We start from the raw sequence: 25,905 nt of genomic DNA, 5'->3' as shown, positions 1-25,905 counted from the left end.
CCATCCCTCGTTTTCTCTCATTATTTGATAGTACTAGGATGCCATATTTGCCCAAAAGATAAACGCTTCTGCTACTTATATTATAGCAAGACTATGATAAACAGCCATCATATCTCGTTTATTCAACTCACGAATCCGATTATAAATAGGAATATCTGCAACTGCCTCCGTACGCGAGCTCTCCGCGACAACATCACGCACTTTACCAGTTAGCCAGGTTTGTACATCGATGCCCTCGACGACTTCCTTGCGCCCTTCATCATTGATGCCACTTACATAACAGCTTACGCATGGCACCGATAATTTCTGTACGCCATCATGGAGCCCATCTTCGGAAATAACTCTCTTACCGCCACAGAATGGGCATGGATGACTTGCTTTGATCTTGTTGATTTGGGTAACAATTTTCGCGTAACCAAACGCTTCATAGACATAAGTTAGCTTTTTATATTTGCCATTCGTAAAATACTTATCAATAATGCTTTCTCTCGTTTCTACAATATCAGGAAAATCACAGATGGTAATCGCGTTTTTACGGCTGATGGACTCAAGGTTACTCTTTATTTTGTCCTGAAAAGGTACAGCATTCTGTAAAACCACTTCATAGCCTACGAAGCTGGCAAGTTCCAATTCAAGCATTTTCAGCGCAACTTTGGTTTCCCTAGGTAGTAAAGAGACATCTTCAGTTAGTGCTAGCTCTCCGCCAACGATTGATCTTAGTTTTTCTAGTTCTGGCAACTTCCCTACGGTTTGTATGACCTGATCAATTGGCTGTTGAATGATCTCACGAATATCCGTACTGCCGAATTTTAGCTTTTTATGATGCTTTAACACGGTTCCATGACAAACTGGGCAGCTAATCATTTCTTTGGAAGCTTTCATAGCCTCTTTAAGCGGAACATTTTTCGAAATAACCATATAACGCCCTAGAATGTAATTAAAACCTTCCCATGTTCTCGAAGCCTTCCCTGCTTTATCATAGAATGACTTTTCCCAGTAACCATATAAGAATGTATTTTTCTCCGCATCGGACATTTCATTGAAGCTTTTCCCCATATCGTGACCAAGTTCGTTCTTTATCTCTTCAAAAAGGAAGTGCAATTTGGCATGCTGATAGTATTTCAAGACATCCATCACTTCTGGAAGCAACATGCCATCCCAGAATGGCACGGTTTGGTCTTGAATAAGAATAGTCATATCGAATTGTTCAATGACGCGGCGACCTGAGCAACTCGGGCAATGATTATCTTGATAATAGAAATCAAAGCTGCTTGTATCTTTATTGGTCGGATGAGAAGCCACAATATGGTTGATCAGTCCACCTATCTCATAGAGGAAGCTATACTGACTATACAGGTGTCGTTCAAGATCAATCGCGATAACAGGTGCAATCGTCTCAGATTCGTATTCCCCATAAATCACGCGGGCGATTGGCGATAGACTTTTTAAAATTCCACCCTTATAGATGTTTTCTGCCCTTTTAAAATAGTTCAAATGATCTTCTTGCAAGTAATGAATCCCTTGTTGCCGCTTGAGTGTAGAGGAAATTGGCGCCGGAGCACTGTGCTCTTCCCCATCTTTCTGACGATAATAATCCTCATGACTGACAACATCAAGATGAGTAACAGGTTCAACCTGCCTTTTGCCGAAATCAACGATAAAATCAGAGCTTTCCAGCATATAAGCATTATGTTCAATCATCAGGATGGAGACGGATTCATCTTCGAGAATGTCTCTGACACTATCAATAAATTGGTTTAAAATATTTTGAGATAAACCTTTTGAAGGCTCGTCAAAAATAAAGAGCATATGCGGGTTTCTTGCATTGGCAAACAGCTCGGATACTAAATGGACACATTGAAATTCGCCCGTTGATAGGGACTGTGTCTTTCTTTCCAACGTCAAATAACCAAGACCTAGTTTGTTCAATAAGCTCAAGCGTTTACGAGCAATGTCTTCATTTGGCAGTTCCTCAATAATATCTTCAATCGAGCGCTGAAAAATATCATCAATATCCTCACTATATTTAGTGAGCTTCTTTTTAATATCAAGAAAAGTCGCAACCGTTGACCGGCTGGAAATCGACTGGTTCCGATCTTGCCCAACCACGACCAATTTATCTTTGGGATAACGTTTCTGAAAATCTTTCACTATACACTCATTAACAAGCGTAGATTTACCACAACCGGACTCTCCCGTAAAGGTAACAAGTCTATTTTTCGGAATCTCAATGTTGTCCATTTGAATATTACGGCAATGCAAGTCTTTAAATTGATAGAATTCCGTCGGTACTGATTGATTGCGTTCCGAAATCAGGGGTGCTGGCCGCGGCGACTCTTCAACAATCTTCCCACCATATTTCCCACTGCCAGGTCCAAAGAACAATTGTTCATCTGTTGTATCCAGCACGGTGTCAGAATGGTCGATGAGCCAAATCTGATTCTTATCCCCTAAATGTTTAATTTGTTCTAAAATTTTCAATAGCGTTTGGTGGTCGAGGCCTACTGAGATTTCATCAATAATAATAACCGTATTTTCACTTGTTGCCATGAATTCTGCCAAGTACATCCGTGTTATCTCTCCACCTGACAATGTACCCATAATGCGGTTTAATGTTAAGTAACCAATATTCATTTTGATGATATTGTGGAGAATATGCTGCTTTCCTTCACTGATGTTTAGTTCCTCTGAAAGAGAAAGAATCGCTTCTATGCTTAAGTTATTGATATCAGAAATACTATGTGGTTTATTCCATAATTCCATTTTATATTGCTCAACTTCTTGATTGTAGCGCTTGCCCTGGCACTTGGAGCATTCGACATTCTGGGTTGTACTGCGGCCTTTACAATCTGGACACCAACCTAAAGGATTATTAAAGGAAAATACTTCTGGAGAAAGATTGAATTGTTCGGCTAGACGCTCGCGAATCTCTTTAAAAACGCCTGTGTGCGTACCAATGGTTGAACGAGGATTAGATGAGATCGATGATTTTCCGAGAAAAAGAACGAGAGGCATTTCTTCCATCTTGATCGCACTAAAATTAGTTTCCATAATCTCAGGAAATAAATACTGATACTCCGCTTTTGGCAATAAAGAAACCAGACGTTTCTTGGATTCTTCCCCAATCGTTTGGCAAAACGTTGTTTTACCAGACCCAGATAGCCCAGCAATACCTAACGATTTATCTGCTGGGAGATCGGCATCTAATCGATTAATATTGTTCGAGATTAATTGAATTATTTTCATAAGTACATCCTTTCTCTTTCTTTTACACTTATTATTTCCATGTTAGCACAGTGTTAAATGCTAGATTTGTTTTTTTTCGCAGTTATGTTGGAAATGGCAAAAAAATAGAACATCCTGATGGATGCTCTACTTTTTTTGTTGTGATTTACTTGGCATAGACCATTTTATTATTGATCATCATCGTATACAGGAGCGTAATAAGCGCAATGAATCCGACCACAATAGAAAGCATCCATATTGCGTAGCTAAAGCCGTATGCGGTGGAAGCCAAACCGCCGCCAAATGCGCTGGCTCCTTGGAATAGATAAGAGACGACAAAAACTGAGGATAGAAACTGCGCTTTGTGTTCAGAAGACGCGTACATGGCAGCGAGGCCAATCCCTCCGGTTACAGTGAATCCATAACCGAGTCCTCCGGTAATCGACGAGATGACAAAGAGGATGAAAGAATGCATCTCCGACGCCATGACCAGAAGAACCAATGTCAAGACGATCACAATCGTTCCAATACGAATTGAAGGCATCGGACTCAATCGTCCTGCAATTGTAGCACCCACCGCAATTAACAAACTCAAAATCGATAACACCATACCAATCACAAGAATATCTTTCGTCCCAACGACATCGCGCGCAATTTGAGCCCCCAGCGATAAAAATATTCCTCCATAGGCAAATCCGATGCCTACGGCTAATGCTGCCAACAAATAAATGCCCCATAGTCCTTTCGGTATCTTAATCCCCGCTGGTTTCCAGTTCGATTTACCACCAGATCGAGATGTTTGACTTTTCGGAAGGAAGAAACATAGGATTATGCTGACAAGTATGAGTAAGGATAAAACCCAATAACTTAAATGCAGCGGGAATGGCTCATATTTAATTAGAATTGCCCCAAGAATTAGTGCAATGAACACACCAACTGCCTGAGTAATCGTGTTAATCGATCCGGGAAATTTCGTATTCGACGTCGGATTATACTCTACTAGCGCTGCAGCCCCCGCTCCCGATGTCAATCCAACCCCAAAGCCCTGCAGGGCCCGCGCGACAAACAGCCAGTGCAAATTCGGAGCTAATGCAAAAACGAATGCGCCAAACAGGAGGAAAATAAGCCCGATCATTAACGTCATTCGGCGTCCGATGTAATCCGAAATATTACCTACTATCACAAGCACGAAGATGATTGCAATAGGATACATAGCGAAGATACCTGTCGTTGTTGATTTGGAGAGGTGCCAATCCGTTGCATATAAGGGAAACACAATGGAAGGCGCTGCACTCGACCATAAACAGAGCACAAGCACCCAGGCGACTATCCAAAATGCAGCATTGGTTGAATTGCCTTTCATTTGTCATCCTCCATGAAATAATAAGTTTTTGGCGAAAAAGGCGATATCGTGTAGTCTACCCTTTTTCCAATCACTTATTATGAGAAGGCGGCGTGTCATCCAATGACCTTTTGGAGGGTGCCCTAAGATTAACGGGATTTACTACCACTATTTAATTAAGGCGTAAAACTTGGTCCGTATACCTCAAACTCAAAAATTCTGGCCGCAAGGTTTGTCGTTTGGGTAGGCGTCGTGACGTTTAACTTGATATATCTTGCTGATACGGAGGCGATAGTATCTATCGTCACGCCTTTCGTATTGTTGGTTACGTTGACCACCGTGTTCCAGTTCGTACCGTCCGTGCTGACCTGGATATTGTAAGCCTTCGCGTTGTAAGAGGCTGTCTCTCCGCCTTCCGATGCGTGCTTGATGACAAATTGGTTCACTTGTTTCACGGAACCAAGATCGATCTGCAGCCATCGGTTGCTGGATACAGAACACCATTTGCTATCGTTGATGACGCTGCCGTCCACGGCCTTGGCCGCGGTTTGCGAGGCATTGCACGTACTGTCAGCTGTCGCGGGTTTATTTAATGCCAGATTGGGTGTTCCGTATACCTCAAACTCATAGATTCTTGCTGCAAGGTTAGTCGTTTGGGTAGGCGTCGTGACGTTTAACTTGATATATCTTGCTGATACGGAAGCTATATTATCTATCGTCACGCTTTTCGTATTGTTCGTTACGTTGACCACCGTGTTCCAGTTCGTACCGTCCGTGCTGACCTGGATATTGTAAGCCTTCGCGTTGTAAGAGGCCGTCTCTCCACCTTCCGATGCGTGCTTAATAACAAATTGGTTCACTTGCTTCACGGAGCCAAGATCGATCTGCAGCCAACGGTTGCTGGATACAGAACACCATTTGCTATCGTTGATGACGCTACCGTCCACGGCTTTGGCTGCGGTCTGTGAGGCGTTGCACGTACTGTCAGCTGTCGCGGGTTTATTTAATGCCAAATTGGGTGGTCCGTATACCTCAAACTCATAAATTCTTGCCGCAAGGTTTGTCGTTTGGGTAGGCGTCGTGACGTTTAATTTGATATATCTTGCTGGTACGGTAGCGATATTATCTGTCGTCACACCTTTCGTATTATTCGTTACGTTGACCACCGTGTTCCAGTTCGTACCGTCCGTGCTGACCTGGATATTGTATGCCTTCGCGTTGTAAGAGGCGGTTTCTCCGCCTTCCGATGCGTGCTTGATAACAAATTGGTTCACTTGCTTCAAGGAGCCGAGATCGATCTGCAGCCAACGGTTGCTGGATATGGAGCACCATTTGCTATCATTGATAACGCTGCCGTCCACGGCTTTGGCTGCGGTCTGCGAGGCGTTGCACGTGCTGTCAGCCGTCGCGGGTTTATTTAACGCTAAATTCGGAGAAATTACCGTAATCGTGTACGTAACCTTACTCGTTCCCGTTTGCGAAGTTACAATGATCTTCATACCCGTCTCTAGCGTCGTCGCTTTCGTTATTCCGTCTGCTTGGTAGATCTCGAACGTTGCATTCGCTGCCGGCGTTATCGCTGCCTTCAGCGCAGCTAATTGGATGTCACTCCCAATAGTAAACGTCTCATTCGCTGTCCCGCCGGCACTTACCGTACCGATCGCCGAAGTCATGGTAGCTGAGCTACATTGTGCGTTTGTACTCAAGGCTGCCCACTTTGCATACAGCGTTAGGCTTCTAGTAATTCGATCTGACGACTTGTAAGCTTGTGTCAACGCACTATCATAAAACCAACCTTCGAAGCTGTAACAATCCTTCACAGGAGTATGCTGAAAAAACACTGTACCTCCGGACGAAGACACAAATTCAGGAGGAACCGTTGAGCCACCGTTAGAGTCATAAGTCACGACAAGCGGGGGGATAAACCCTGGATCGCCTCCGGCAAGTACAGGAGCTCCGGTTGCCATTAATGAAATGATGATTGTTACTACCATCAAGTAACCTCTTATCATCGCTGTAATCCTTTTCTTTCCCTGCCTACGTCCTGACCCTTCCATCATTCATGCCCCTTTCACCTGCCCTAATGAGTGCATCAGCAGCATACTGACTGTTGCATCATTCCTAATGGTATTCACATAAACACAGAAGAATGCTTGGGTATCACGGATCTAGAACACTATGTTTAGGCAGATGATGTAAGAGCCGCTGGGTCCTTTATTTTTTACGATTAGACAAGAACATGGCAGGAAGAATTGAAGCGGCCGCAAACCCGACCGACCACCAGAAAGCTACTTGATAAGCACTAGCTAGTGATGTAAGGCTCACTGCCGTTCCGCTCGTGACTTGCTGTCCAATGACAGTTGCCAGGATTGCTGCGCCAAACGCGCCACCAATCGTCTGGAAGATCCTCGTCGAAATGCTTGCATGCGGGATTTGTTCCTTGCGTAATCCTTCATAAGCAGAAACCATAATCGGGATCAGGATACCGTTCAACGCCGCCCCCCGCACAAGCTGCGCCACGCCCAGTAAGATATGGTTCGTTTCAATTCCCGCGAAAGCGAATGGAATGCTAGCCGCTAGTGTCACTGCGAGACTGACAAGTACAATATTTCGGGAACCAATCCGATCTGACAATCCTCCTATCCAACTCCTTGTGAGCAACATCCCTACCCCTTGAGGTATTAAAAGAAGACCCGTCATCAGCACGCTCTCGCCGCGGACCTGTTCGTAATAAAGCGGGAGCAGCAGGAGCGCCCCATTCATCACCATGCCCGAAAGAAACAAGGTAAGGTTCGACGCCAGGAAATGTCGGGAACGGAATAAATGCAAATCGAGCAGCGGAGACTGGCTCAAACGCAAGGCATACACGGTGTATGACGCTAGCAGGACCAGTCCGACTGACAGAGGAACAAGCACTCCCGCCGAGAATAGGTGCCCCTGAGAGCTAATTTTGGAGATACCATAAATCAGAATCGCGAACGCAGGAGACAATAGAAGGAGCCCAATCACGTCAAGCTTTGGTTTGCTCTTGGAAGGTTCATCCCTCGGGATGTGCCTCCAAGACAACCAGAGGGCAACCGCCATGATCGGAATATTCACGTAGAAAATCCAGCGCCAGCTCATATTGTCCATGATCAGCCCGCCGATAACCGGACCGAGAATCGGACCGAGCAGCGCCGGAATACTAATGATCGCAATCACCCTTCCAAGGCCGCGCCCGCCCGCCGATTGAACAAGCACATTCTGCATCGTTGGGATGAGTAATCCCGCCCCTATCCCTTGAATCAACCGAAAGCCGATTAGGCTCCCGGTGTTCCACGCCAGGGAACATAAAATGGACGAAATGAGAAACACCCATAGTGAGAACATATACACGTTCTTCCCACCGAACCGCTGAATCGCCCAACCCGAGACTGGAACCGCCAACCCCATGGTCAGTACGTAACCCGTGATCACCCACTGAATCGCCAACACCGTGCTGTGCAAGTCGGACGCGAGCGTGTTGATTGCCACATTGACCATCGTTGAATCCAACTGGGATGCGATAGCGCCGAAAACAAGAATAAGTGCAACTTTCAAAATACCGGGATCAATTTTTTCTTTGGGAGGCTTGATTGCCTCCGCTTGGATTTTGGCCATTGTCTTTCACCTCTTCATTTTAGGGTACGATACGTACCGTACCTTATTTAGTCATAATCATATTACCATTCTAGTAAAAATGCAATATACTATTTATAAGAGCCCAAACTGACTGAACGAAATACATCGCGTGATGCATCGCGGGAGAAGGAATACACAATGCCTGAACAATCGGATGATCGTAAGAAGAATACGGAAGAACAACAAACGGCGGGATCGCGGAGGCGCGGAGACATTTTGGAGAATGCCATCTTGTCAGCCGCGTGGGAGGAATTACAAGAAACCGGCTATTCGCGACTGACGATGGAAGGCGTCGCCGCTCGGGCGAAAACAAATAAGACCGCCGTCTATAGAAGGTGGCCGAACAAGGCGAAGTTAATCGTTGCCGCTCTTATGAAGCATACACCCAAGCCTTCCCTTGATGCTCCCGATACAGGTAATCTGAGAGAAGATGTACTTACCTTGTTGGAGAGAATCATCAAGCCGCTACAGATGATCGGGGCCGAGACGATTCATGGTCTGCTGGTCGAATTCCACGGGGACGAGCTTCATTCCAAGCTGACGTTGCCTCCAAGATCCGAGGATCCACTTGCCATAGCCATGACGAACATCTTGCGCCAGGCCGAGCAGCGAGGCGAACTGAAGCTCGATGAGCTGAAGGAACGCGTCATCACCCTTCCCGTGGACTTGGTGCGATTCGAGTTGCTTACGACTCACGTACCGCTGACGGATGAGGCCGTCATCGAGATCGTGGACGTGATCTTCCTTCCTCTTGTGCGGAAGGGTAACAAAGAAGGATGAACCGATTTCCTCGGTTCATCCTTTTTTTGTTTAAAGCAACTTAATCAGCTCTTCTAGCTCATCAACCAATACTTTGGCAAGTTCAAAATTCGTATCTTTTAAAGCCAACTCTATTTTCATTTCAAGTGATTTTTTATTTTGTTCATTTTCTAGATAATCTCGATCAAAATGACTCGCGTAAATCATCTGTCTAAATTTTCGCATACTCATTTTTCTAATCGTCTTATCGTCAATGATTAAAACATAATCCATACCATTTACAACCGAATAGAAATCATGCGAAATCATAAGAATCGCACCTTTATAGTCTTCGATGGCTTTCTCCAGAGCTAATTGCGTATACGTGTCCAAATGGCTTGTCGGTTCATCAAGAAGCAATACGTTTGCTTTACTGGCAGAAACCTTAGCCAATTGAAGCATATTTTTTTCTCCACCAGATAAAGAAGCTATCTTTTGATTAACGATTTCCCCTTCAAAGCCATAGTTTGAAATATACGATCTAACTTCATCATACGTTTTAAACCCAGCATCGATGAATTCTTCTAGTATTGTATTAGAATCCTTGAGCACTTCTCCTTGATTCTGAGAAAGATAAGCTACCTTAACATCAGCATTTATTTCAATTGAAGCATGATTATTTTTAAAGATATCTCGGAGTAAAGTCGTTTTCCCGGTACCGTTTGGACCAATAATGGCTACTTTATCTGTAGATTTTATCTCAAAGTTAACATTGTCTAAAAGCAGTTCATCAAAGGTAACACTATAATTACTGACATTTACAACAATGGTGTCTTCAATCTCATTTTCAATACCGAAACTAATATTCGGTTGCTTAATATCCACAAATGGCGCTTTAATTCTACGCGCTTCCAATCTTTCTTGAAACCTAACTCTGGCTTTTAATGCTCTGCCTCTAGATGCTTCTGAATTATACGTTGCGATAGCTCTAAGATTATCAATGATGTTATCATATCTCTCAATTTCTTCTTGTTCAGCGACTGCAATTTCTTGTAACTCCATTTTTGTCTGAAGTAATGAGAAGTTGTATTCCATATATCGTCCATCGAACTCTTGGATCTCCAAGTTTTCAAGGTGTAGAATTTTGTTGAAACAATGATTCAATAGATATCGGTTGTGCGTAACAACTAACAGCATTCCTTTGTGAGAATTAATAAGATTCTTAAGCGCATTTAGGTTTTCAAAGTCTAAAAATACATCGGGTTCGTCCATAATCATTAAGTCTGGATTACTGAGCATTTCCTTCATCACTTGAATAAGTTTGAATTCCCCACCACTCAGATCGGATACCCTAAGATCCTTTATCTTCATGAGGTTGGCTAGATTTAGTTTCTTATTAATGTTACTTTCAAAATCAGCCCCGCCGATTGTATCAAATGTGTCTAAAGCTAATTGATACTTTTCTAATAACACATCCATATCCGATGATGTTTCCATCTCCGTACAAATAGCTGTTATTTCATTTTGTATCTTAATAAATTCTTCCCCTATATATTCAAAAACGGTTGTTTCTTTCGTTTTGTCGAATTGTGGGAATTGACTTACATGCCTAATATGGCAAGTCGGGTCTATTTCTAACTTGCCCTCGAACAAATATCTTTCTGGATCCATCAGTATATCTATCAATGTACTTTTCCCACTGCCACTTGTTCCTATAAAAGCGCAATGCTGTGCCTCTTCAAGCGTAAATGAAATGTTTGTATATAGTTCTTTTTGCGGAAATGAGAAGGATAAGTTATTAACTTTTATCATAGTATTACCTTTCTTTATAACTAAAATAGTGACTATTAGTAGATGTATTATAAAACGGAGATTATGAGGTTACCGTTGTAAGAGTAACACTGTTTACACCTAACTACAATCCTATTTGAGTAATAGCAGTATCTACCTGTCCATCGTCTGCAGAGCCAAATCAAAAGGCGTCCTATTGGACGCCCTCCGTATCTCTATTTGAGCATTTGATAAACTTGTTCGACATCCTTATCCCCGCGGCCCGATAGATTGATGATAATAATTTGATCCTCGCTCATCGTCGGCGCCAACTGCTTGGCGTAGGCAACAGCATGCGCACTCTCTAAGGCAGGAATGATTCCCTCCGTGCGCGACAGTTCCTGGAATGCTTCCAGCACTTCCTCATTCGTGACCGTTTCATATTCAGCCCGGCCTGACACCTTCAGGTGGCTATGCTCCGGCCCAATGCCCGGATAATCCAGTCCTGCGGCGATGGAATAGGTCTTCTTCGGCTGCCCTTCCTCATCCAGCAGCACTAAACACTTGAAGCCGTGTATGATGCTCGGAACTCCTTGGGTCAAAGATGGTGCTTGATCGGGCTCGACACCGATTAAGCGAACACTCGGCTCGTCGATGTAATGAGCGAAAGCACCGATGGCATTACTGCCACCGCCTGTGCAGGCCACCACCGCGTCCGGCAAACGGCCTTCTTTCTCCACAATCTGCCGCTTCGATTCTTCACTAATAATGGCCTGGAAGTGCTTGACCATCGTTGGAAACGGATGCGGACCAACAGCCGAGCCTAGCAAATAAAATGTATTTTCATAATTGCGAACCAAATCGTCCAATGCCGCATCTACTGCATCTTTCAATCTTCCTTGTCCTTTATGTACTGGTACAACCGTCGCACCCAGCAGCTCCATACGGAACACATTAAGCGCCTGCCGACGTGTATCCTCAGCTCCCATATAGATGATGCATTCCATATTAAACATAGCGCAAGCTGTTGCCGTAGCAACACCATGCTGTCCGGCACCGGTCTCAGCAATGATCCGCTTAGCCCCCATCCTCTTAGCAAGCAGGATCTGGCCAATTGCGTTGTTGATCTTATGCGCTCCGGTATGATTCAAATCCTCGCGCTTTAAGTATATTTTCGGCCCTCCCCAAGCTTTGGTCAGCCGCTCTGCATACGTCAATGGATTCTCACGTCCAACATATTCGCTTAGATAATAACGAAGCTCTTCCTTAAACTCCGGATCATCTCTAAACTTATAAAATTGCTCACTCAAATAACTCAACACTTCCTGTAATTCCGGCGGGACGAAGCTGCCGCCAAACTCCCCAAAGTATCCCTCTTGCTGCAATTGTTGGTCCATAAGTAAGCGCCTCCATTTTATGAGATAGGAAAGATAGGAATGGTACTCTCATCTATTATCTTACCATATTTTTCTGATGTCGTATTTAGAAGAAAGTAGGCAAAATATGTCCTGCCGCTCGGCCAACCTATTTACATAAACTTCTTGGTTTATTAAATTGACACGTATCTGGGGAAGATATATTATGGACTATGTAAATCGACGATTATTAGAGTCTATAATAAACACCTAGGAGGAAATATACATGAGTAAATTACTTATCATCAATGCACACCCAGATTTTGATTCTAAAACCTCTGCAAGTCTCGATGTGTTTAACTACTTTCTGAAAGTATACAAAGAGAAGCATTCCAATGACGAGGTTATTGAACAAATTAATCTATATGACGAAGAAGTACCCGCGCTTGATAAAAATGTATTGAGCGCATGGTCGAAACTAGCAGAAGAGAAAGAATTAACTAGTCAAGAAAAAGAAGTAACAGATCGTATGAATACCCTGTTAAAGCAATTCAAAAGTGCTAATAAATACGTCATTGTATTTCCCATGCATAACTTCAGTATCCCCTCGAAACTAAAGGATTATATAGATAATATTATGATTGCAAGAGAAACATTTAAATATATCAGTCCCCCAATGAGTAACGGAAGAGCATCCGTTGGACTTCTCGATGATAGAAGAAGTGTGGTTACCATTCAAGCCAGTGGATCCATTTATACCAATAATGACTTTTATACCGAACTAGAGTACTCGAATAAATTTTTGAAGTCCATGTTTGATTTAATGGGAATCGAAGATTTTGAAGCAGTACGAATTCAAGGAACAGCCTTCCTGGATAGAAATGAAGTATTACAAAAGGGATATAAAGATGCTGAAGAGCAGGCTTTAAAATTGGCTGCTAAGTAATGACCCATCCTCCTGATGCCGTTGTAAAAATGGCCACAATAGACGTAAATGGTCCAACCGGAACATTCACCAATAGAGATGGTATTATTCCCTGGCAATGAACTAAAAACCAATTACTTTATATCTGGTTTAACTCTCAGCGATATTAAGGCCATCAGAATCGTACCATCCGTAAGGAGCTGCCGCGGCATGCTCCTTCTTTGATGTTTAGGGATTTTTATTTCATGATCTGCACGACAACCTGACGATTCGGTGCCAACGCACTCGAAAAGTCAGCGTTTTTATTGATTTACCTTGTTGAAATAACCGGCACGTTATCATAATCTCCAAATCGCATCCCGTCAAGAGATAATGTGCAAATGAGCGACATAGCGCGGAATCCCCCCTTATGCTTTCTAAATAGGAATGAAATTCCGCGTTTGCAGGGCGATATCACTTTTTCCAATTCATCCGATGTCACGTAAAATATTCTTCAGATCATTGAGGAATAAGGAAGGAGATCTGCATGAACAGCGTGTACAAGATCAGATTTTTGCTCTTTTACGGCAAAGCGCCCGAGACAACTTGTTACGGGTATATGGAGCTGAATCAGGATGGCAATATGATCGCCCTCTACAACAGTAGCGGCGAGGAAATCGACATGTTTGGCGGACATGAATTTGTCAGGATACGTGCGCTTGGCAAATTCGATAATGAAGACCGCGATAATTTTTACTCCTTGTTGGAAAGTGATGGGGTAGGATAACGTAATGAATATTCTTTGGAGGTAGAAAGGACTAAATATTGCTTTTTAACGCAAAAAGCCTCTAAAAGAGGCTTTTCAGCATTTCAATTTGTTATCGTATCGTTAGTTATAATTGAAATATTTCCTTTAATGTCATTAAAATCAACTATCACTTCTACTCTTTGCTTTACCACTAGTTATGGTAAGGCTCACCGTAACGGGCAACGGTTAAATTTCTCTAATAAAATAAAAACTCAGCAATTTATGCTAAGTTTTTATATATCAACTAACTTGATTTTATATATAGCTTTTGTTGTACACAATCTTCAATTGCCGAAGCAACTTTTTCCATTACGAAAAGAATTCCTTGTTCTAACTTATAAAATTCATCATCCTTTAGCATTGACATATTTTCACCATGAGCTACACTATTCCGTCTGTGCACTAAAGTATCAATATCTTTTAATTTTTGTCTATCTATTTCCAGAAGTATACCCAACTCTCGAAACAAATCATTAAGTACATTAGATTTTAAATTTGATTTTGTATCGATGCTTTCATCATCTAAAGATAGAGGTATCTCAAAGACTTCTTTAATTTTATTTACAAATTCAATTCGGTTCTCAAGAGAACTTTTACCTTGTAAAGTACTAAACCTTTTTTTAAAAGAATATACTAATAGTTCATCTTTTAAAGCTACTGCTTTAGTATCCGAGTATTTACAAATGTAATCTAAATATTGTGTTAAGCAATATTTTATGAACCCCTCAAAATGTGCATATAATAGAACAATTAATGCTCTTTGCATAACTTTTTTTTGATGTTCGTGTTTATTAACTGTTCTTAAAATTGATTTTGCCTCATATAGTTCATGCTGCCTCCAAGTAAAATCTCTATCCAAAGCAGTGAATATTTCATGATTCATAATCCTTCCAACTTTCTTTCAACATACTCTATACGCCCATTTAGTTTAGCTGGAGTGTTGCTACCCGATCCAAGATAGTCTTTGAAATCTACATCAGTAAATAGTTCTGAAAATACATGACGATATTTTTCTAATCTGATTTTATCCCAATTAGCTTTATCATCGTCCCAACTTCCTATATATTTTTGTATACCAATTACAAATGCCTCATACATGCTTATTATAAATCGATTAAAAATCTTTTCCCCTTTACGACTACAAAAAATTGTTTCTCCATCAATTTCCCTAAATAAGTTGAAAGTTTTCTCAAATAGCTTTTGTTCTTCATCATAATCAAAAGGAATCTTATTCTCACTTACTTCCCTCATGTAATCAGTTAAAAAACCTTCGACATCATGCCGAAAATGTTCACGTTTATTCTTTAATGCAAAAAACCGAAGAACTAGTTCTTGATCATATCTTTTTTGTAGTTTCTCCTCACTCACTGACGAGACACAAGTTTGGAAACTAGCAAGCCTCTTGCTCTTTATAATATGATGATTGTACGACTATTGCCCCATTCCCATTCTTCTGCATAATCCGATGTATTTCCATAATTGAAAAATACAAATCATTAAAGTACTTAGCATATGTTTTGTAATAATAAGTACTAGAGGCATGTGAATTATGCCTCAAAACAAAATCCAAAATTTTGTCGCATGTATCTGAAATACCAGTAGTAATTTCGTTTGGTTTGAAATCTCTAACGATAGGAGTTCCTAACATATCCTTACGCAAAGTTTGTAGAACACTTTCATCATAACCTAGAAGTAAAAGCTCAAGCCAAGTAGCCTTTAAGTAATCTATTCTAGTAAGATATGGTGGAGATGTGATTACACAACTAATTGACTCATTTTCTACTGGCAGGCACTTCGAATTTGCTAGTGATAAGGAGACAGTCTCATTAGCAAACAACGAGCCATGTTTAAAATAACTTTCCTGTTCCTCAACAGCATTCATGAATATATCTCTAGCTGATGAAGTGGGGTGCACGAGTTCGTCCGGGGTTTTAATCCATGTGGGATTTGACCCCTTTATGTTATAGGCATTCTTTATAGTTCGAAATAAAATTGTCGTATAAAGCGCTGCTACATTAGATAGTTCATTCCACGCCATAAAATTGTGTTTTTGAAAATCACTTGGATACAAAAAGCGTTCCATGGATTGTTGAATTGCCCTTATTTCCTTTACAAAGGGCTCAATGAACCAATCTAGTAATGGATCATTAATTATAATAGGAATTTGATCTTTTGCTGAATTTAAAATTTCTATGGCGAGCGGGCGTAAAGAGGTTTGAAAATCTGACGTTGTATGTCTAGCCTTAGAAATAACAATCATAACAGGATTTAAATCAAATCCAATTGCCTCAAAGCCTTGTTGATTTGCGACATATGTTGTTGTTCCTGTTCCATTCCAAGGATCAATTATTCTCCCATTTTTTTGAGGATTTAAAACTTTTAATATATCCTCAACAAATTCCGTTGAATACCCTGCATAATATGGATAAAATATGGGTGTCTTGCTCTTTTTATGAGTATATAGCTTGGGTGATCGTAACTCCATAACACTGCCCATCCCCAGTTCTCGTTTTATGCAGAATAAAACATTATAATTACTTTATAGCTACCTTCTTTGTTATTATAAGCCAGTCATTTGTTATATACCAACGTAAACTTTTCAAATTTGCATTAAAATTTCTTTTTATACATTATTTATGATAAGGCTCACCGTAATGTATCTAAGCACAAAGTAAGGTTTGACCACAAAGTATACATCTCCATATAAAGACAAAGCCACTCCCGACACTTGGAGTGGTTTCTTGCTCTCTTAGCTTAAATCTACCTTTGGATGAGGACTAGGCTTATAACAAGTCATATCTTATCCTGCGTACAACCTGAATTAAGTGGTCAACTTTTTCCGTTGATGAAGTAACCTCAATCATGTGACCAGCTTCGTTTGTCATGAATTTCCTTCTTACTTTATATTGAACGCCTTCAAACACTATAAACTTCCCTGCTTCTAGTCCCTCATTTGACGTAACCTTTATAAAGCCCTTCTGGTTAGGAAGTTTCAGATCATAGCCAATCAATACCCCCATCCTTTCGAAATACATTTTACAAGTCGTATCTCCGATGCTCTGTATACTGCCGAATATAATTGATTGCTCATCTATACAGTACACCATAATTACACTTGCAGACCCAATCTGTTAGCCAATCCCCTCGCAAACTCTTTTTGAGAGTCTAGCTTCAATTCGTTAAACACTCTTACCATGCGTTCCTCCGCTTTTTCCATTTCACCTATTGAGCAATATAGTACCGTTAAGTAATGAGGGTTCTCGTAAATCCCATCTTTATCTCGTAACTCCATTACTTTGATTACATCGTTGATACTTTCAAACTGCCGAAGGTGAGGGAGTATATAATCTGTAATGTCTTTCATTATCACTTGTTTAAGCTGTTCAACGTTAGTATCGGTAGTCAATCTGTACCAATTTTCGTTTTTCGTTAGTTCAGTGCCACGAATCCGTAAAACTGAATTTATTTCCATTGGAAAGGATGGTTTCGGATATAGATGAACTGTTCCGAATAATTGCTCTATATAAATGCCTGTATTGAAAAAGAACTCCACTTCATCTTGTGTATTCCACTTTGATGACTGAATGTTTACTGTCTTAGAGAAGTTAGAACAGACATGGGCAAAGTTATTGCCCTGCTTCTTAAACCCCTCTACCTTAAACAAGGGAGCAATGGTTTCTTTTACAACTTCCTTCAATACATCCTGCATTGTCATGCTAATCAATCCCCTTAATGATAGAATCCTGTCTACATTCGTCCATGTTATCCTCGACACATTTATCAAATATAACTTCAAAGTCACCCTTGAATATCAAATGCTCAACCACTTCTTCAATACGTTTGCGACTACATTCATCCACCAGTACCATATCACTGCCCCAGAAATACTTCCCTTGCAAACACTCTCCAGTTTGTTGATTCTTTTTAGCGAGGGACTGTATGTTCTTGTATGTGAAAAACGAAGCAACCCACCTTGAACCGTCTTCAAATGTAACTATCGCATCAGTGTTATCATCATATATGTTCCATTCTCCTTCAGCCCATTGTTCTGCTTCAATCCAAATGGAATATTGCATGTCTTTCACTAATATCGCCTTCTTTCAGAACTTAATTGTACCATATATTGGAATTACATTTAATCGTATCGCATCACAATTCATTCTTAGTCGGGCTGTAGAAGTGCTTACGGCATTTACGAAAATGACATGTGCATAAATGTATGCAAAAGTAATCTTGTCTATGCTGACCAAACAGAAGAATATGTCTATAAAAGGCTAGAGCAAATTGCTGCTACTCCTGATTTGCTAAGGGGGATATTGGATAGGGTTAATTCTAAGGTGCGTGATGTGAAGCGCCCAATTCAAGAACAGCTTGATTATATCAATGGGCAACTAACGCAGAAACAAATGAATATTTCTAAGTTCATTTCACTTATTGAACGCTCTGAAGACCCTCCTGCATCAATGATGGAAAGAATTTCATCGTTAGAAGCGGAAAAGAAACAGTTACTTAATCGCAAATCGGAGATTGAGCATGAACTAAACATACCTACTGTCAAAGAGGTATCTTTTGAACGGGTGTATTATGTCCTGAATGCCCTCTCTAAAGTAATAACGAAGATTGAACCCGAGAAGCAGAAGGATTTATTACATTCAATTATCAATAAGATAACTGTGAATGCTGGTAACCATCCAGCCAAAAGAAGCGTCAAGGACATTGAATTGTTCTTTGACGCTTCCCTTAGCAATGAGCTTGTGCTTACTTATGGTACGGCTCACCGCGCTGCCTGTAACGGCAAATTTTTCAGCCATCCAGTTAGATGGCTTTTTTCCATTTTCTAAATCTCAATTTCATGATAGAATAAATAAACAGGAACATTTGTTCTGGATAACTAAGGGTGCTAAAAACTTCCTACTAAAAGAGTATAGCTGAAAAAGTTAAATCTAGTATAATCATAATAAGGATTAGAAAGGATGGTAACACACTTTGCACCAAAATAAAGCTACACAAATTTCTTTAGATATAGAGGTTAAAACTGGAATGTCAGAACGTGCTGGAAAGAGAAAGTCCCCCGAGGGGATAGCTACAACAGACCTTGTTTTCTCAGCATATGTCTCGGAAAACGCTCAAGTATTCAAAGATATCCTTTGGCTACATGTTCCTGAAGGATCAATTGTTGCTGATGTTACTTACGGAAAAGGTGCATTTTGGCGAGCAATTCCTGATGGTCTATACGATTTACGGGCAACAGATCTTAAAACAGGCGTAGACTGCACGAACCTCCCGTATGATGATTCCTCCATTGATTGTATTGTTTTGGACCCCCCTTATATGGAAGGACTCTTTAGGCAAAAGGAGGACCACATGGCAGGGGCAGGAAGCTTTAGTGCATTTAGAGATTCATACTCCGACGGTAAGGCAACCACATACATTGAGGGTCAACCCAAATATCATGATGCAGTTCTAGATCTTTACTATCGTGCAGGAAGAGAAGCCTTGAGAGTGCTTCGCGGAAATGGGGTTTTTATCGTAAAATGCCAAGATGAGGTCAGTGCTAATAAACAGCGTCTAACACATGTTGAATTAATAAATGAGTATGAAAAGTACGGCTTCTACGCTAAAGATTTATTTGTAGTTGTAAGAACTAACAAACCGGCTGTCAGCAGAATAGTAAAACAAGTACATGCACGAAAAAATCACTCATACTTTCTTGTATTTATAAAGCAGGAAAAAAAGAAGAAGAACTAGGGATCATCCTAGTTCTTCTTCTTTTTCTAGAGAGACAACATCTTCCAAAACTATTGGCTTCTCAATTCTTTGGGGCGTCTGGGGTGTTGCTCCTGTAGCAGCACTTGCTTCTTTCTCAGCGATGATTTCATCCAAAAGTACAAAAGGGTCTTCTACAAAGGGTGCTTGAAGTGGCCACGTTATATCCATAAGCGTTGATAGTAAATACTGTTTATCCTCTGGTTCTATTTTCTTTGTTCTAGCGCCAACCCTTGGTAGTAGGGAGTTTCTAGCGAAAGCAAATTTCCATGTATTTTCAAAAGCAAATAAATTTACTGCTATAATATCAAACTCACCAACAAGTAAGCAGGTTGTTTTGACTGTTTTTCCAGATGGTAGTAAAACATCCCTACAGTCACTTGCATCACATTGAAACTTACCTTGAACTAAATCCTCCCCTCTTTTTACAGAGTTGGTCTGTAACGATTTTGCCTCTACTCGCATTTCGTGACCTTTGTATTTAAAGGTAAGATCACCCTTTTTCTTTCGATCATGATCATCATCTTTCTTGACTTCCTCAATTCTACCATCAGAAAAAAACATGCTCCTTACTTTAGCCTCGCTAACGTATCCCATCATAAAACCGCGTAAACTTGGGTTCTCGTCCACAATTTTCGTTAAATCCTCTACTGACAATTCCCATCTCTTCAATAAATCATCCACAGTAATCATCTCCCCTTATTGGAATCTATCACCTTATCATTTTCCCGTCAATTACTTACAGAGGATTGCAAATATTAAAATAACATATAAGGGGTGTATCATTTGAGAATAGTCAAGACAGAGCAAGATGCAAACGCACTCCACTACGCGAGGTTAATTCCCGTTGCTTTCCTTAATCATGTCGAAAACTACTTCTACCAACTAAGGAATGAACAGGAAAATGGACTTGAAATCCCGTTTTGTTTGAGCAGACACGGCTACATAGTCATTCTAGAAATGGGAGATAACGTCCGCGACCTCGGAAACGTCGGGCTTGGCCGCGAAGTCGGCGGACTGCTAGGGAGTTACCCCGAGTACGTCGAACTGCTCGACGTAGCCGAAGGACTCCAGGCGTACAAAATCGCGGTACTGTACGACGATGACTACCTGATGACGTTCTTCACGCAGGCCGGAGCACACGACGAGGAGGTGGAACAATGGCTGAAAGACAAAGCGGAAAGAAACTAAACGCAATTGAACTCATACTTAATCAGTTGAAGGAAACTTTCAACCGGAATGAGCTGGAATGCAACATCTGGTTAATGGCTGTCGCAGTTGTCTCTTTCAGAGAGAGCACAGCCCTGCCATCATGGATCCCGTCTCATTCCGTAGAAAGACCTTCCCATCAGGCTCGCGTAGTGGTTCGGACATCGACAAGCGAAGGAGACAATCCCTACGTTGATGGTTCCGATTTCTTCTTCGTAGTAAACTTGGAGAGTCAGACAGTCGAATTCGTTTGGGCAGAGGAGTGTTTAGGATACAGCCCGGAATACCATGGCGGAACGATTGAAGCTGCCATAGCTTGGGCGAGACTGGTGTCGGAGCCCTGCCTTGTGCGGCTAGATGACCCGTACCGCTAACTTCCATCCCCTACCATCCTAGAGAAGCGTCAGATGCGAAAGTTGCATCACAGTCGCTTTGGTCCATTCTCTGTCACAATGGTCGCAATTGCCGCTTTCTTTGAAGCATTTCTAGCCCAGCTCTTTTGCTGGGCTTCTTTTTTTCTCGTCTACAAACCCGGTTCAAGCCAAAGAGAAAGCATATATCATAACTAGGAATGATGTTTAATCGGTAAGCAATCATACCGGATCATAGGAACACAGTGAAATCACTTGCTATCGAGTTTTGCAAACAATTTTATATAAACGATTTTTTGTCGACTTTTGGTCGACTAAAAGGAGATGGCGTATAAATGGACATGTATGGAGGATTCACAAGAAGGCAACGTAACCTCGACCTAAGCCGGGCGAAGCAATCTATCCTGCCTCAGTCTGATTCTTCGGCTTTAGGGATCAACTGGTCAGCAGGAGCTCGTACAGAAGATAACACATCTGCCAGCCATAATTCGGAAACCCTACCAGCACAGTTGAAGTTGCTCGAAAAGTTCGCTGACTGCTTAGGTCAGGAATACTCTAAGGTAACGATATACCTACCGAGTAGCCTCTTCTCCGCTCTGAAGATTCTAAAGAAAGGCCGAGCGATTAAAAGCTACAGCGATGTGGCTGAGCAGGCTCTAAGACAATACCTTGCCTCTAAATAGACTAAGTGATTGGATGCCATCCCTTTTTCGAGGGATGGCACATTTCATTTTCGAACAACCCACTGAAGTTTTTACAAAATCTAAGAAATACCGCGATCAAGGGATCATGAGCGAGTTTGACGAAGCCTCTAAGACCTCTCCGCGAGCCTTCGCTCCCCAGAAGCAAAGTGCCCCTCTTCCAAACGAGCTTCGCAAAAAAATAGTGATTCCTATAAACTGAGGTCAATCAGTTGCACAGCACATCCGAATCAAGGCCAGATTAGGATGAGCAACTGTCCAACCCGTAACGTGCCTCTACAGGAAGGTCGACCTGACACTACGCGGGCAAAACTAAGGAGGGCACTACTCACATGAATTCAAAGGTAAAAGGGCAAGCAACGGAAACACCAAGCACCCCAACAGACATGTTAATCTTTCTCGGCAAAGAAGGCAACAAGCTCTTCACTAACTTGAACGGGGAACCCTACGTTTGCATTGACCATAAAAATTCGAGCAAAGCCGTAAAAGTCAAAAGCAGGACCTTTAGAAACCACATGATGAAACGCTACTACCAAGAAACTGGGCAAGCCTCATCACCTGACGCTTTCAATCAAGCAATGGCCCAATTAGAAGCCGAAGCTACCTTCTCAGATACGCCCAAACCTGTAGAACTTCGCGTAGGCGAGCATGAGGGGAGAATCTACTACGACCTCCATGACGTTGCCGGCTCGGTTGTAGAAATCGACAGCACAGGATGGAAAATAACGCAGAGCTGTCCAGTCTACTTCTCGTCCAGCCAAAACATGCAACCGCAGTGTATGCCCGCGGCAACGGGCAATCTGAAGAAGCTCCTCAAGCATGTCCGCTTTAAGAGAAATTCGGATAAACTTCTATACCTTGTCTATATTGTGGCCTGCTTCATCCCGGCTATTCCTCATCCAGTCTTGATCCTCGCCGGGGAGAAAGGAGCCGCTAAGTCCAGCTCGACCAGATTGACACGTTCCATCGTCGATCCTGCATTCAGAGACATCAGCTCAATGCCGGGAGGCGTACACGATCTGGCCATTTCCCTGCAGAACAACTACATGCCGGCATACGACAACCTAACATCTATCTCGACGAAAATCAGTGACCTTCTGTGCACCGCGGCTACAGGTGGAGGATACAGCACACGCAAATTCTACACGGATGATGAGGAAACCATCCTTTCGTTCTTGCGTTGCCTCATTCTCAACGGGATCAACGTGGTCGCGTCTAAAGCAGACCTCCTTGACCGAAGCATCATTCTTGAGCTCGATAGAATTGACGAAAGTGAGCGTAAAGCGGAAAAGCAAGTCAAATGCGAATTTGAACAGGACAAACCGTCCATCCTTGGCGGCCTGTTCGACGTGCTAAGCCGGGCAATACAAATATACCCCCACGTTCAACTGGATAGTCTGCCCAGAATGGCTGACTTCGCACAATGGGGTTATGCAATAGCCGAAGCGATTCAGGAAGGCTACGGAGAGAAGTTCCTTAAAGCCTACAAGATGAATACGGACAAGGCCAGCGAAGAAGCAGTCTCTGCACATCCTGTCGCTTCCGCCTTCATAGCTCTGATGAAGCGGACTCCGTTCTGGGAAGGGCCTGTTTCTGACTTGCTCGACAAGCTTGGAAACATCGCCGTTAGAGAGAAGATCGACACTCGTACTAAGGATTGGCCTAAAGCCCCTCATGCTCTGAGTCGAAGAATCAGAGAGATAAAATCGAATTTGAGGGCCTGCGGGATCGAAGTCGAGATTCGTCACAAAGGCGACTACAAAGAGGCAACAGTCCAAAAAGTCGACGTGAATGCGATCAGTGATGAAGAAGCGTCCTAAGCAGCTTCCACACCTCCGCGATTCAGACCTTGTAAAGCGTCGGATGCGTCAGTACAGTCACTGACACATTGACACTCCCGACGCTTTTCTTGGTCGTTCACAGTTCAATAAACTACGTAAAAAGGATGGTGCAACTAAGTGATAACGAAACAGAACTTTCCCTACGAGCAGATGATTGGAATTTTGTCCGAAATGGTAACGGAGTATCTCAAGAACCATTGTCAATCGATGCCATTCGTAGTATTCATCCCATCTCGGAAAAACTCCCTTCAAAAAAAAGTTTCTACTGAGGAGATGGTTCGAATGCTTGAATCTTACAATAATTTTGGGCTTAAGCTTGGTAAGATCGAATCTGAAATAGCAAGCTAACAGAAGGAGCAAAATACATGAAAAAACAAATCGAGTTGCTTCAACCATCTGACATAGTGTACGTTGGAATCTACGCTCGAGTTAGCACTGAGGAACAAGCGGAGCAGGGTTACAGCATCGAGGCACAGCTCAGCACCCTCCGAAGCCTTTGCAACTCGGAGCAGAAGATCGTCTACAAAGAGTACGTTGATGCTGGAATTTCCGGTAAAACCATTCAGAAGCGGCCAGCAATCAAGTCACTTCTAAGCGACATTGAGGAAGGAAAAATACAAGAAGTGTTGGTCTGGAAGTTAGACCGCATAAGCCGAAAGATGTCTGACTTGCTCAACATTGTTGAGCATCTGAATAAGCACAATGTGAAATTCCGGAGCTTTTCTGAGAAGGATTTCGACACGGAAACGGCCTCCGGAAAGCTTAGCATCCAGATGCTCGGAGTAATCGCCGAGTTTCAGAGAAATACCATCGTCGAGAACGTCAAAATGGGAATGAAACAACGAGCTAGAAATGGTAAGTGGAATGGAGGAACCGTTCTCGGGTATGACTTGGTGGAAGTCCTTACTGCTAGGGGAAAGGAGTCCGCTCTACAGATCAATCACATTGAAGCTGAACTCATCCGAAAGATCTTTCGGATGTACGCGGCAGGACAAGGACTTAAAAGCACCGCAAACCAGTTGAATAAAGAAGGATTCAAGACGAAACCCGGTAACTATTTCAGCAGCGTTTCCGTCAAAACAATCATCAATAACCCCATCTACATTGGGAAGATCAGATACAACGTAAGAGAGAACTGGAACGAAAAAAGAAGAAAAGGTACCAACAAAGACCCCATTTTGGTAAACGGGGAACATGCTCCGATCATCACTGATGATCTTTGGGAAGCTGTTCAAATACTCTACAAGAAAAAAGCAGTTTCCACTCCGCGAAAATTCGACGGAATCTACCTCCTCACCGGACTCATGCGATGCCCTCAGTGCGGAGCATCACTTATAGCACATCGAATAAATGGCACCCTGAAAGACGGCTCGAAAGTTGTCCGCAGGTATTATGTCTGCAGCAATTTCCGAAACAAGGGAAGCCGCGTTTGCAATTCTAACTCAGTCAAGGCTGACTTTGCCGAGAATTTTGTAGTCGAGCGCATCGGGGAGGTCGCATGTCAACCAAAGGTCTTAGAAGACATTGTTAAAAAAATCAACCAAGCCAGAACCAAGGACATCGTCCCGCTTCAGAAGGAAATTGCTTCGATAGACAAGGAGCTCAAAACCCTGGACATCCAAAAGCAAAAGTACTTCACCCTCTACGAGAACGACGTGATGGACAAAGAAATGCTGGTCGAGCGCATGAATGAGTTGAAGGAAAAGTATAATACACTTGCCCTTCGTAAAACCGAGGCAGAAAGACTCTTAGATGAAAATCAGTCAGAACCCGTAGCCCTGCATTCCGTACGTCGTGCTTTGAGCGATTTCAACAAGCTTCTCCAGTCCTCACCCACAGACGCAAGAAAGACCCTGATCCAAACGATAGTCAAACAGATCTCCGTTCAGAAAGGTCAGAAACTGAAAGGCATAGAATTGGAGTTCGATGAAAAAGTAACAGCGTATTTTTTAGGTACAGCCCCATCCACCGCTAAGTTGGATGGGGCTTTTGCTTTTTCCAAGCAAAAGTCTCCCCGTTTCACAATCATAATCTAAGGAGGGTGTTGCGTTGTGACCGAAGGAACCGAAAGTTGCGTCAATACCGACTCTAATCTGACACCATTGACACATTTGACACTTTTCTTTTCTCGATCTCCTCCCAACCTTTCCCCTAACAGTGGGATGTGATAAGGGCTAACACGCAGAGTGTGGCTCACTGCAAAATGTAAAACCAA

Annotated in this window: 22 protein-coding genes and 1 pseudogene; 10 read left to right on the top strand and 13 right to left on the bottom strand. The window is 42.3% G+C overall.

The genetic code is table 11. The features are described from left to right. Window positions 1–75: 75 nt before the first annotated feature. The 4 genes from GQF01_RS11610 to GQF01_RS11595 all read right to left on the bottom strand — a co-directional run bounded on the left by GQF01_RS11610 (window position 76) and on the right by GQF01_RS11595 (window position 8,206). Window positions 76–3,246, bottom strand: a complete 3,171-nt coding sequence (locus GQF01_RS11610; protein ID WP_161406921.1) for an ATP-binding cassette domain-containing protein — start codon at window positions 3,244–3,246, stop codon at window positions 76–78. A 145-nt stretch (window positions 3,247–3,391) separates the two neighbouring features. Beyond that, the gene (locus GQF01_RS11605) at window positions 3,392–4,588 is read right to left on the bottom strand and encodes an MFS transporter (protein WP_161406920.1); all 1,197 of its coding nucleotides are present in this window, start codon (window positions 4,586–4,588) and stop codon (window positions 3,392–3,394) included. Window positions 4,589–4,743: 155 nt separating this feature from the next. Next, window positions 4,744–6,561 carry a discoidin domain-containing protein gene (locus GQF01_RS11600; RefSeq protein ID WP_235959527.1) on the bottom strand — a complete coding sequence of 606 codons (1,818 nt, stop codon included), beginning with the start codon at window positions 6,559–6,561 and terminating at the stop codon, window positions 4,744–4,746. 220 nt (window positions 6,562–6,781) lie between these two features. Next, a complete protein-coding gene (locus tag GQF01_RS11595; protein ID WP_202556264.1) occupies window positions 6,782–8,206 on the bottom strand; it encodes an MDR family MFS transporter in 1,425 nt (474 codons plus the stop codon). 159 nt (window positions 8,207–8,365) lie between these two features. Between GQF01_RS11595 and GQF01_RS36630 the strand changes: the two are divergent. Further along, window positions 8,366–8,581 (top strand): annotated as a pseudogene (locus GQF01_RS36630) (helix-turn-helix domain-containing protein); the annotation flags it as partial. An 18-nt stretch (window positions 8,582–8,599) separates the two neighbouring features. Beyond that, window positions 8,600–9,007 carry a TetR-like C-terminal domain-containing protein gene (locus GQF01_RS36285; RefSeq protein ID WP_235959525.1) on the top strand — a complete coding sequence of 136 codons (408 nt, stop codon included), beginning with the start codon at window positions 8,600–8,602 and terminating at the stop codon, window positions 9,005–9,007. Window positions 9,008–9,037: 30 nt separating this feature from the next. Here the strand turns inward: GQF01_RS36285 and GQF01_RS11585 are convergent, their stop codons facing one another. Together GQF01_RS11585 and trpB are read right to left on the bottom strand one after the other, a co-directional pair. Continuing rightward, window positions 9,038–10,777: an ABC-F family ATP-binding cassette domain-containing protein gene (locus tag GQF01_RS11585; protein ID WP_161406917.1), complete on the bottom strand. Its 1,740-nt coding sequence runs from the start codon at window positions 10,775–10,777 to the stop codon at window positions 9,038–9,040. Between the two features lie 194 nt (window positions 10,778–10,971). Beyond that, complete coding sequence (gene trpB, locus GQF01_RS11580; protein WP_161406916.1) at window positions 10,972–12,132, bottom strand: tryptophan synthase subunit beta; 1,161 nt, start codon at window positions 12,130–12,132, stop codon at window positions 10,972–10,974. Between the two features lie 244 nt (window positions 12,133–12,376). Between trpB and GQF01_RS11575 the strand changes: the two genes are divergently transcribed. After that, entirely contained in the window at window positions 12,377–13,036 is a 660-nt protein-coding gene (locus GQF01_RS11575) for an FMN-dependent NADH-azoreductase (RefSeq protein ID WP_161406915.1), read from the top strand. Between the two features lie 505 nt (window positions 13,037–13,541). Beyond that, window positions 13,542–13,781 (top strand): hypothetical protein, encoded by a 240-nt coding sequence (locus tag GQF01_RS11570; protein ID WP_161406914.1) that lies wholly within the window; start codon window positions 13,542–13,544, stop codon window positions 13,779–13,781. A gap of 265 nt (window positions 13,782–14,046) precedes the next feature. Here GQF01_RS11570 and GQF01_RS11565 read toward each other — a convergent pair whose 3' ends face one another. The 6 genes from GQF01_RS11565 to GQF01_RS11540 all read right to left on the bottom strand — a co-directional run bounded on the left by GQF01_RS11565 (window position 14,047) and on the right by GQF01_RS11540 (window position 17,878). Continuing rightward, entirely contained in the window at window positions 14,047–14,685 is a 639-nt protein-coding gene (locus tag GQF01_RS11565) for an MAE_28990/MAE_18760 family HEPN-like nuclease (RefSeq protein WP_161406913.1), read from the bottom strand. Next, the gene (locus GQF01_RS11560; RefSeq protein WP_161406912.1) at window positions 14,682–15,170 is read right to left on the bottom strand and encodes a hypothetical protein; all 489 of its coding nucleotides are present in this window, start codon (window positions 15,168–15,170) and stop codon (window positions 14,682–14,684) included. Before GQF01_RS11560 ends, GQF01_RS11565 begins: the two co-directional genes overlap by 4 nt. 22 nt (window positions 15,171–15,192) lie before the next feature. Continuing rightward, entirely contained in the window at window positions 15,193–16,287 is a 1,095-nt protein-coding gene (locus GQF01_RS11555; protein ID WP_161406911.1) for a hypothetical protein, read from the bottom strand. A gap of 298 nt (window positions 16,288–16,585) precedes the next feature. Further along, complete coding sequence (locus GQF01_RS36280; protein ID WP_161406910.1) at window positions 16,586–16,813, bottom strand: hypothetical protein; 228 nt, start codon at window positions 16,811–16,813, stop codon at window positions 16,586–16,588. A gap of 98 nt (window positions 16,814–16,911) precedes the next feature. Beyond that, on the bottom strand, window positions 16,912–17,517 hold the full coding sequence (locus GQF01_RS11545; RefSeq protein WP_161406909.1) for a DUF4304 domain-containing protein: 606 nt from the start codon (window positions 17,515–17,517) through the stop codon (window positions 16,912–16,914). Window position 17,518: 1 nt separating this feature from the next. After that, the gene (locus GQF01_RS11540) at window positions 17,519–17,878 is read right to left on the bottom strand and encodes a hypothetical protein (protein ID WP_202556294.1); all 360 of its coding nucleotides are present in this window, start codon (window positions 17,876–17,878) and stop codon (window positions 17,519–17,521) included. A gap of 129 nt (window positions 17,879–18,007) precedes the next feature. On the opposite strand from GQF01_RS11540, the gene GQF01_RS11535 reads away from it, so the two are divergent. Continuing rightward, window positions 18,008–18,643, top strand: coding sequence for a hypothetical protein (locus tag GQF01_RS11535; protein WP_161406907.1), 636 nt, complete (start codon window positions 18,008–18,010; stop codon window positions 18,641–18,643). A 145-nt stretch (window positions 18,644–18,788) separates the two neighbouring features. Further along, on the top strand, window positions 18,789–19,550 hold the full coding sequence (locus GQF01_RS11530) for a DNA methyltransferase (protein WP_235959448.1): 762 nt from the start codon (window positions 18,789–18,791) through the stop codon (window positions 19,548–19,550). 3 nt (window positions 19,551–19,553) lie between these two features. Here GQF01_RS11530 and GQF01_RS11525 read toward each other — a convergent pair whose 3' ends face one another. Further along, entirely contained in the window at window positions 19,554–20,252 is a 699-nt protein-coding gene (locus GQF01_RS11525) for a restriction endonuclease (RefSeq protein ID WP_161406906.1), read from the bottom strand. A gap of 102 nt (window positions 20,253–20,354) precedes the next feature. Here GQF01_RS11525 and GQF01_RS11520 point away from each other — a divergent pair, with 102 nt between their 5' ends. From GQF01_RS11520 to GQF01_RS11505, 4 genes are all read left to right on the top strand, one after another. Then, window positions 20,355–20,759 carry a hypothetical protein gene (locus GQF01_RS11520; RefSeq protein ID WP_161406905.1) on the top strand — a complete coding sequence of 135 codons (405 nt, stop codon included), beginning with the start codon at window positions 20,355–20,357 and terminating at the stop codon, window positions 20,757–20,759. Next, on the top strand, window positions 20,729–21,151 hold the full coding sequence (locus GQF01_RS11515) for a hypothetical protein (protein ID WP_161406904.1): 423 nt from the start codon (window positions 20,729–20,731) through the stop codon (window positions 21,149–21,151). The genes GQF01_RS11520 and GQF01_RS11515 overlap by 31 nt, the downstream gene beginning before the upstream one ends. 1,030 nt (window positions 21,152–22,181) lie before the next feature. After that, the gene (locus GQF01_RS11510) at window positions 22,182–23,669 is read left to right on the top strand and encodes a hypothetical protein (RefSeq protein ID WP_161406903.1); all 1,488 of its coding nucleotides are present in this window, start codon (window positions 22,182–22,184) and stop codon (window positions 23,667–23,669) included. Window positions 23,670–24,055: 386 nt separating this feature from the next. Then, the gene (locus GQF01_RS11505) at window positions 24,056–25,726 is read left to right on the top strand and encodes a recombinase family protein (RefSeq protein ID WP_161406902.1); all 1,671 of its coding nucleotides are present in this window, start codon (window positions 24,056–24,058) and stop codon (window positions 25,724–25,726) included. The last annotated feature ends 179 nt before the right edge of the window (window positions 25,727–25,905 follow it).

The sequence above is a fragment of the Paenibacillus silvestris genome (assembly GCF_009882985.1).
Taxonomy (GTDB): Bacteria; Bacillota; Bacilli; order Paenibacillales; family NBRC-103111; genus Paenibacillus_E; species Paenibacillus_E silvestris.
Note: the sequence above shows the minus strand (reverse complement) of the source record. Positions and strands in the feature narration are given on the sequence as shown.

Bases quoted from the DNA above. Each gene is read 5' to 3' on its own strand.
- GQF01_RS11610 (WP_161406921.1), bottom strand. From the start codon at position 3,246: ATGAAAATAATTCAATTAATCTCGAACAATATTAATCGATTAGATGCC.
- GQF01_RS11605 (WP_161406920.1), bottom strand. From the start codon at position 4,588: ATGAAAGGCAATTCAACCAATGCTGCATTTTGGATAGTCGCCTGGGTG.
- GQF01_RS11600 (WP_235959527.1), bottom strand. From the start codon at position 6,561: ATGGTAGTAACAATCATCATTTCATTAATGGCAACCGGAGCTCCTGTA.
- GQF01_RS11595 (WP_202556264.1), bottom strand. From the start codon at position 8,206: ATGGCCAAAATCCAAGCGGAGGCAATCAAGCCTCCCAAAGAAAAAATT.
- GQF01_RS36285 (WP_235959525.1), top strand. From the start codon at position 8,600: ATGAAGCATACACCCAAGCCTTCCCTTGATGCTCCCGATACAGGTAAT.
- GQF01_RS11585 (WP_161406917.1), bottom strand. From the start codon at position 10,777: ATGATAAAAGTTAATAACTTATCCTTCTCATTTCCGCAAAAAGAACTA.
- trpB (WP_161406916.1), bottom strand. From the start codon at position 12,132: ATGGACCAACAATTGCAGCAAGAGGGATACTTTGGGGAGTTTGGCGGC.
- GQF01_RS11575 (WP_161406915.1), top strand. From the start codon at position 12,377: ATGAGTAAATTACTTATCATCAATGCACACCCAGATTTTGATTCTAAA.
- GQF01_RS11570 (WP_161406914.1), top strand. From the start codon at position 13,542: ATGAACAGCGTGTACAAGATCAGATTTTTGCTCTTTTACGGCAAAGCG.
- GQF01_RS11565 (WP_161406913.1), bottom strand. From the start codon at position 14,685: ATGAATCATGAAATATTCACTGCTTTGGATAGAGATTTTACTTGGAGG.
- GQF01_RS11555 (WP_161406911.1), bottom strand. From the start codon at position 16,287: ATGGAGTTACGATCACCCAAGCTATATACTCATAAAAAGAGCAAGACA.
- GQF01_RS11545 (WP_161406909.1), bottom strand. From the start codon at position 17,517: ATGACAATGCAGGATGTATTGAAGGAAGTTGTAAAAGAAACCATTGCT.
- GQF01_RS11540 (WP_202556294.1), bottom strand. From the start codon at position 17,878: ATGCAATATTCCATTTGGATTGAAGCAGAACAATGGGCTGAAGGAGAA.
- GQF01_RS11535 (WP_161406907.1), top strand. From the start codon at position 18,008: ATGTGCATAAATGTATGCAAAAGTAATCTTGTCTATGCTGACCAAACA.
- GQF01_RS11515 (WP_161406904.1), top strand. From the start codon at position 20,729: ATGGCTGAAAGACAAAGCGGAAAGAAACTAAACGCAATTGAACTCATA.
- GQF01_RS11510 (WP_161406903.1), top strand. From the start codon at position 22,182: ATGAATTCAAAGGTAAAAGGGCAAGCAACGGAAACACCAAGCACCCCA.
- GQF01_RS11505 (WP_161406902.1), top strand. From the start codon at position 24,056: ATGAAAAAACAAATCGAGTTGCTTCAACCATCTGACATAGTGTACGTT.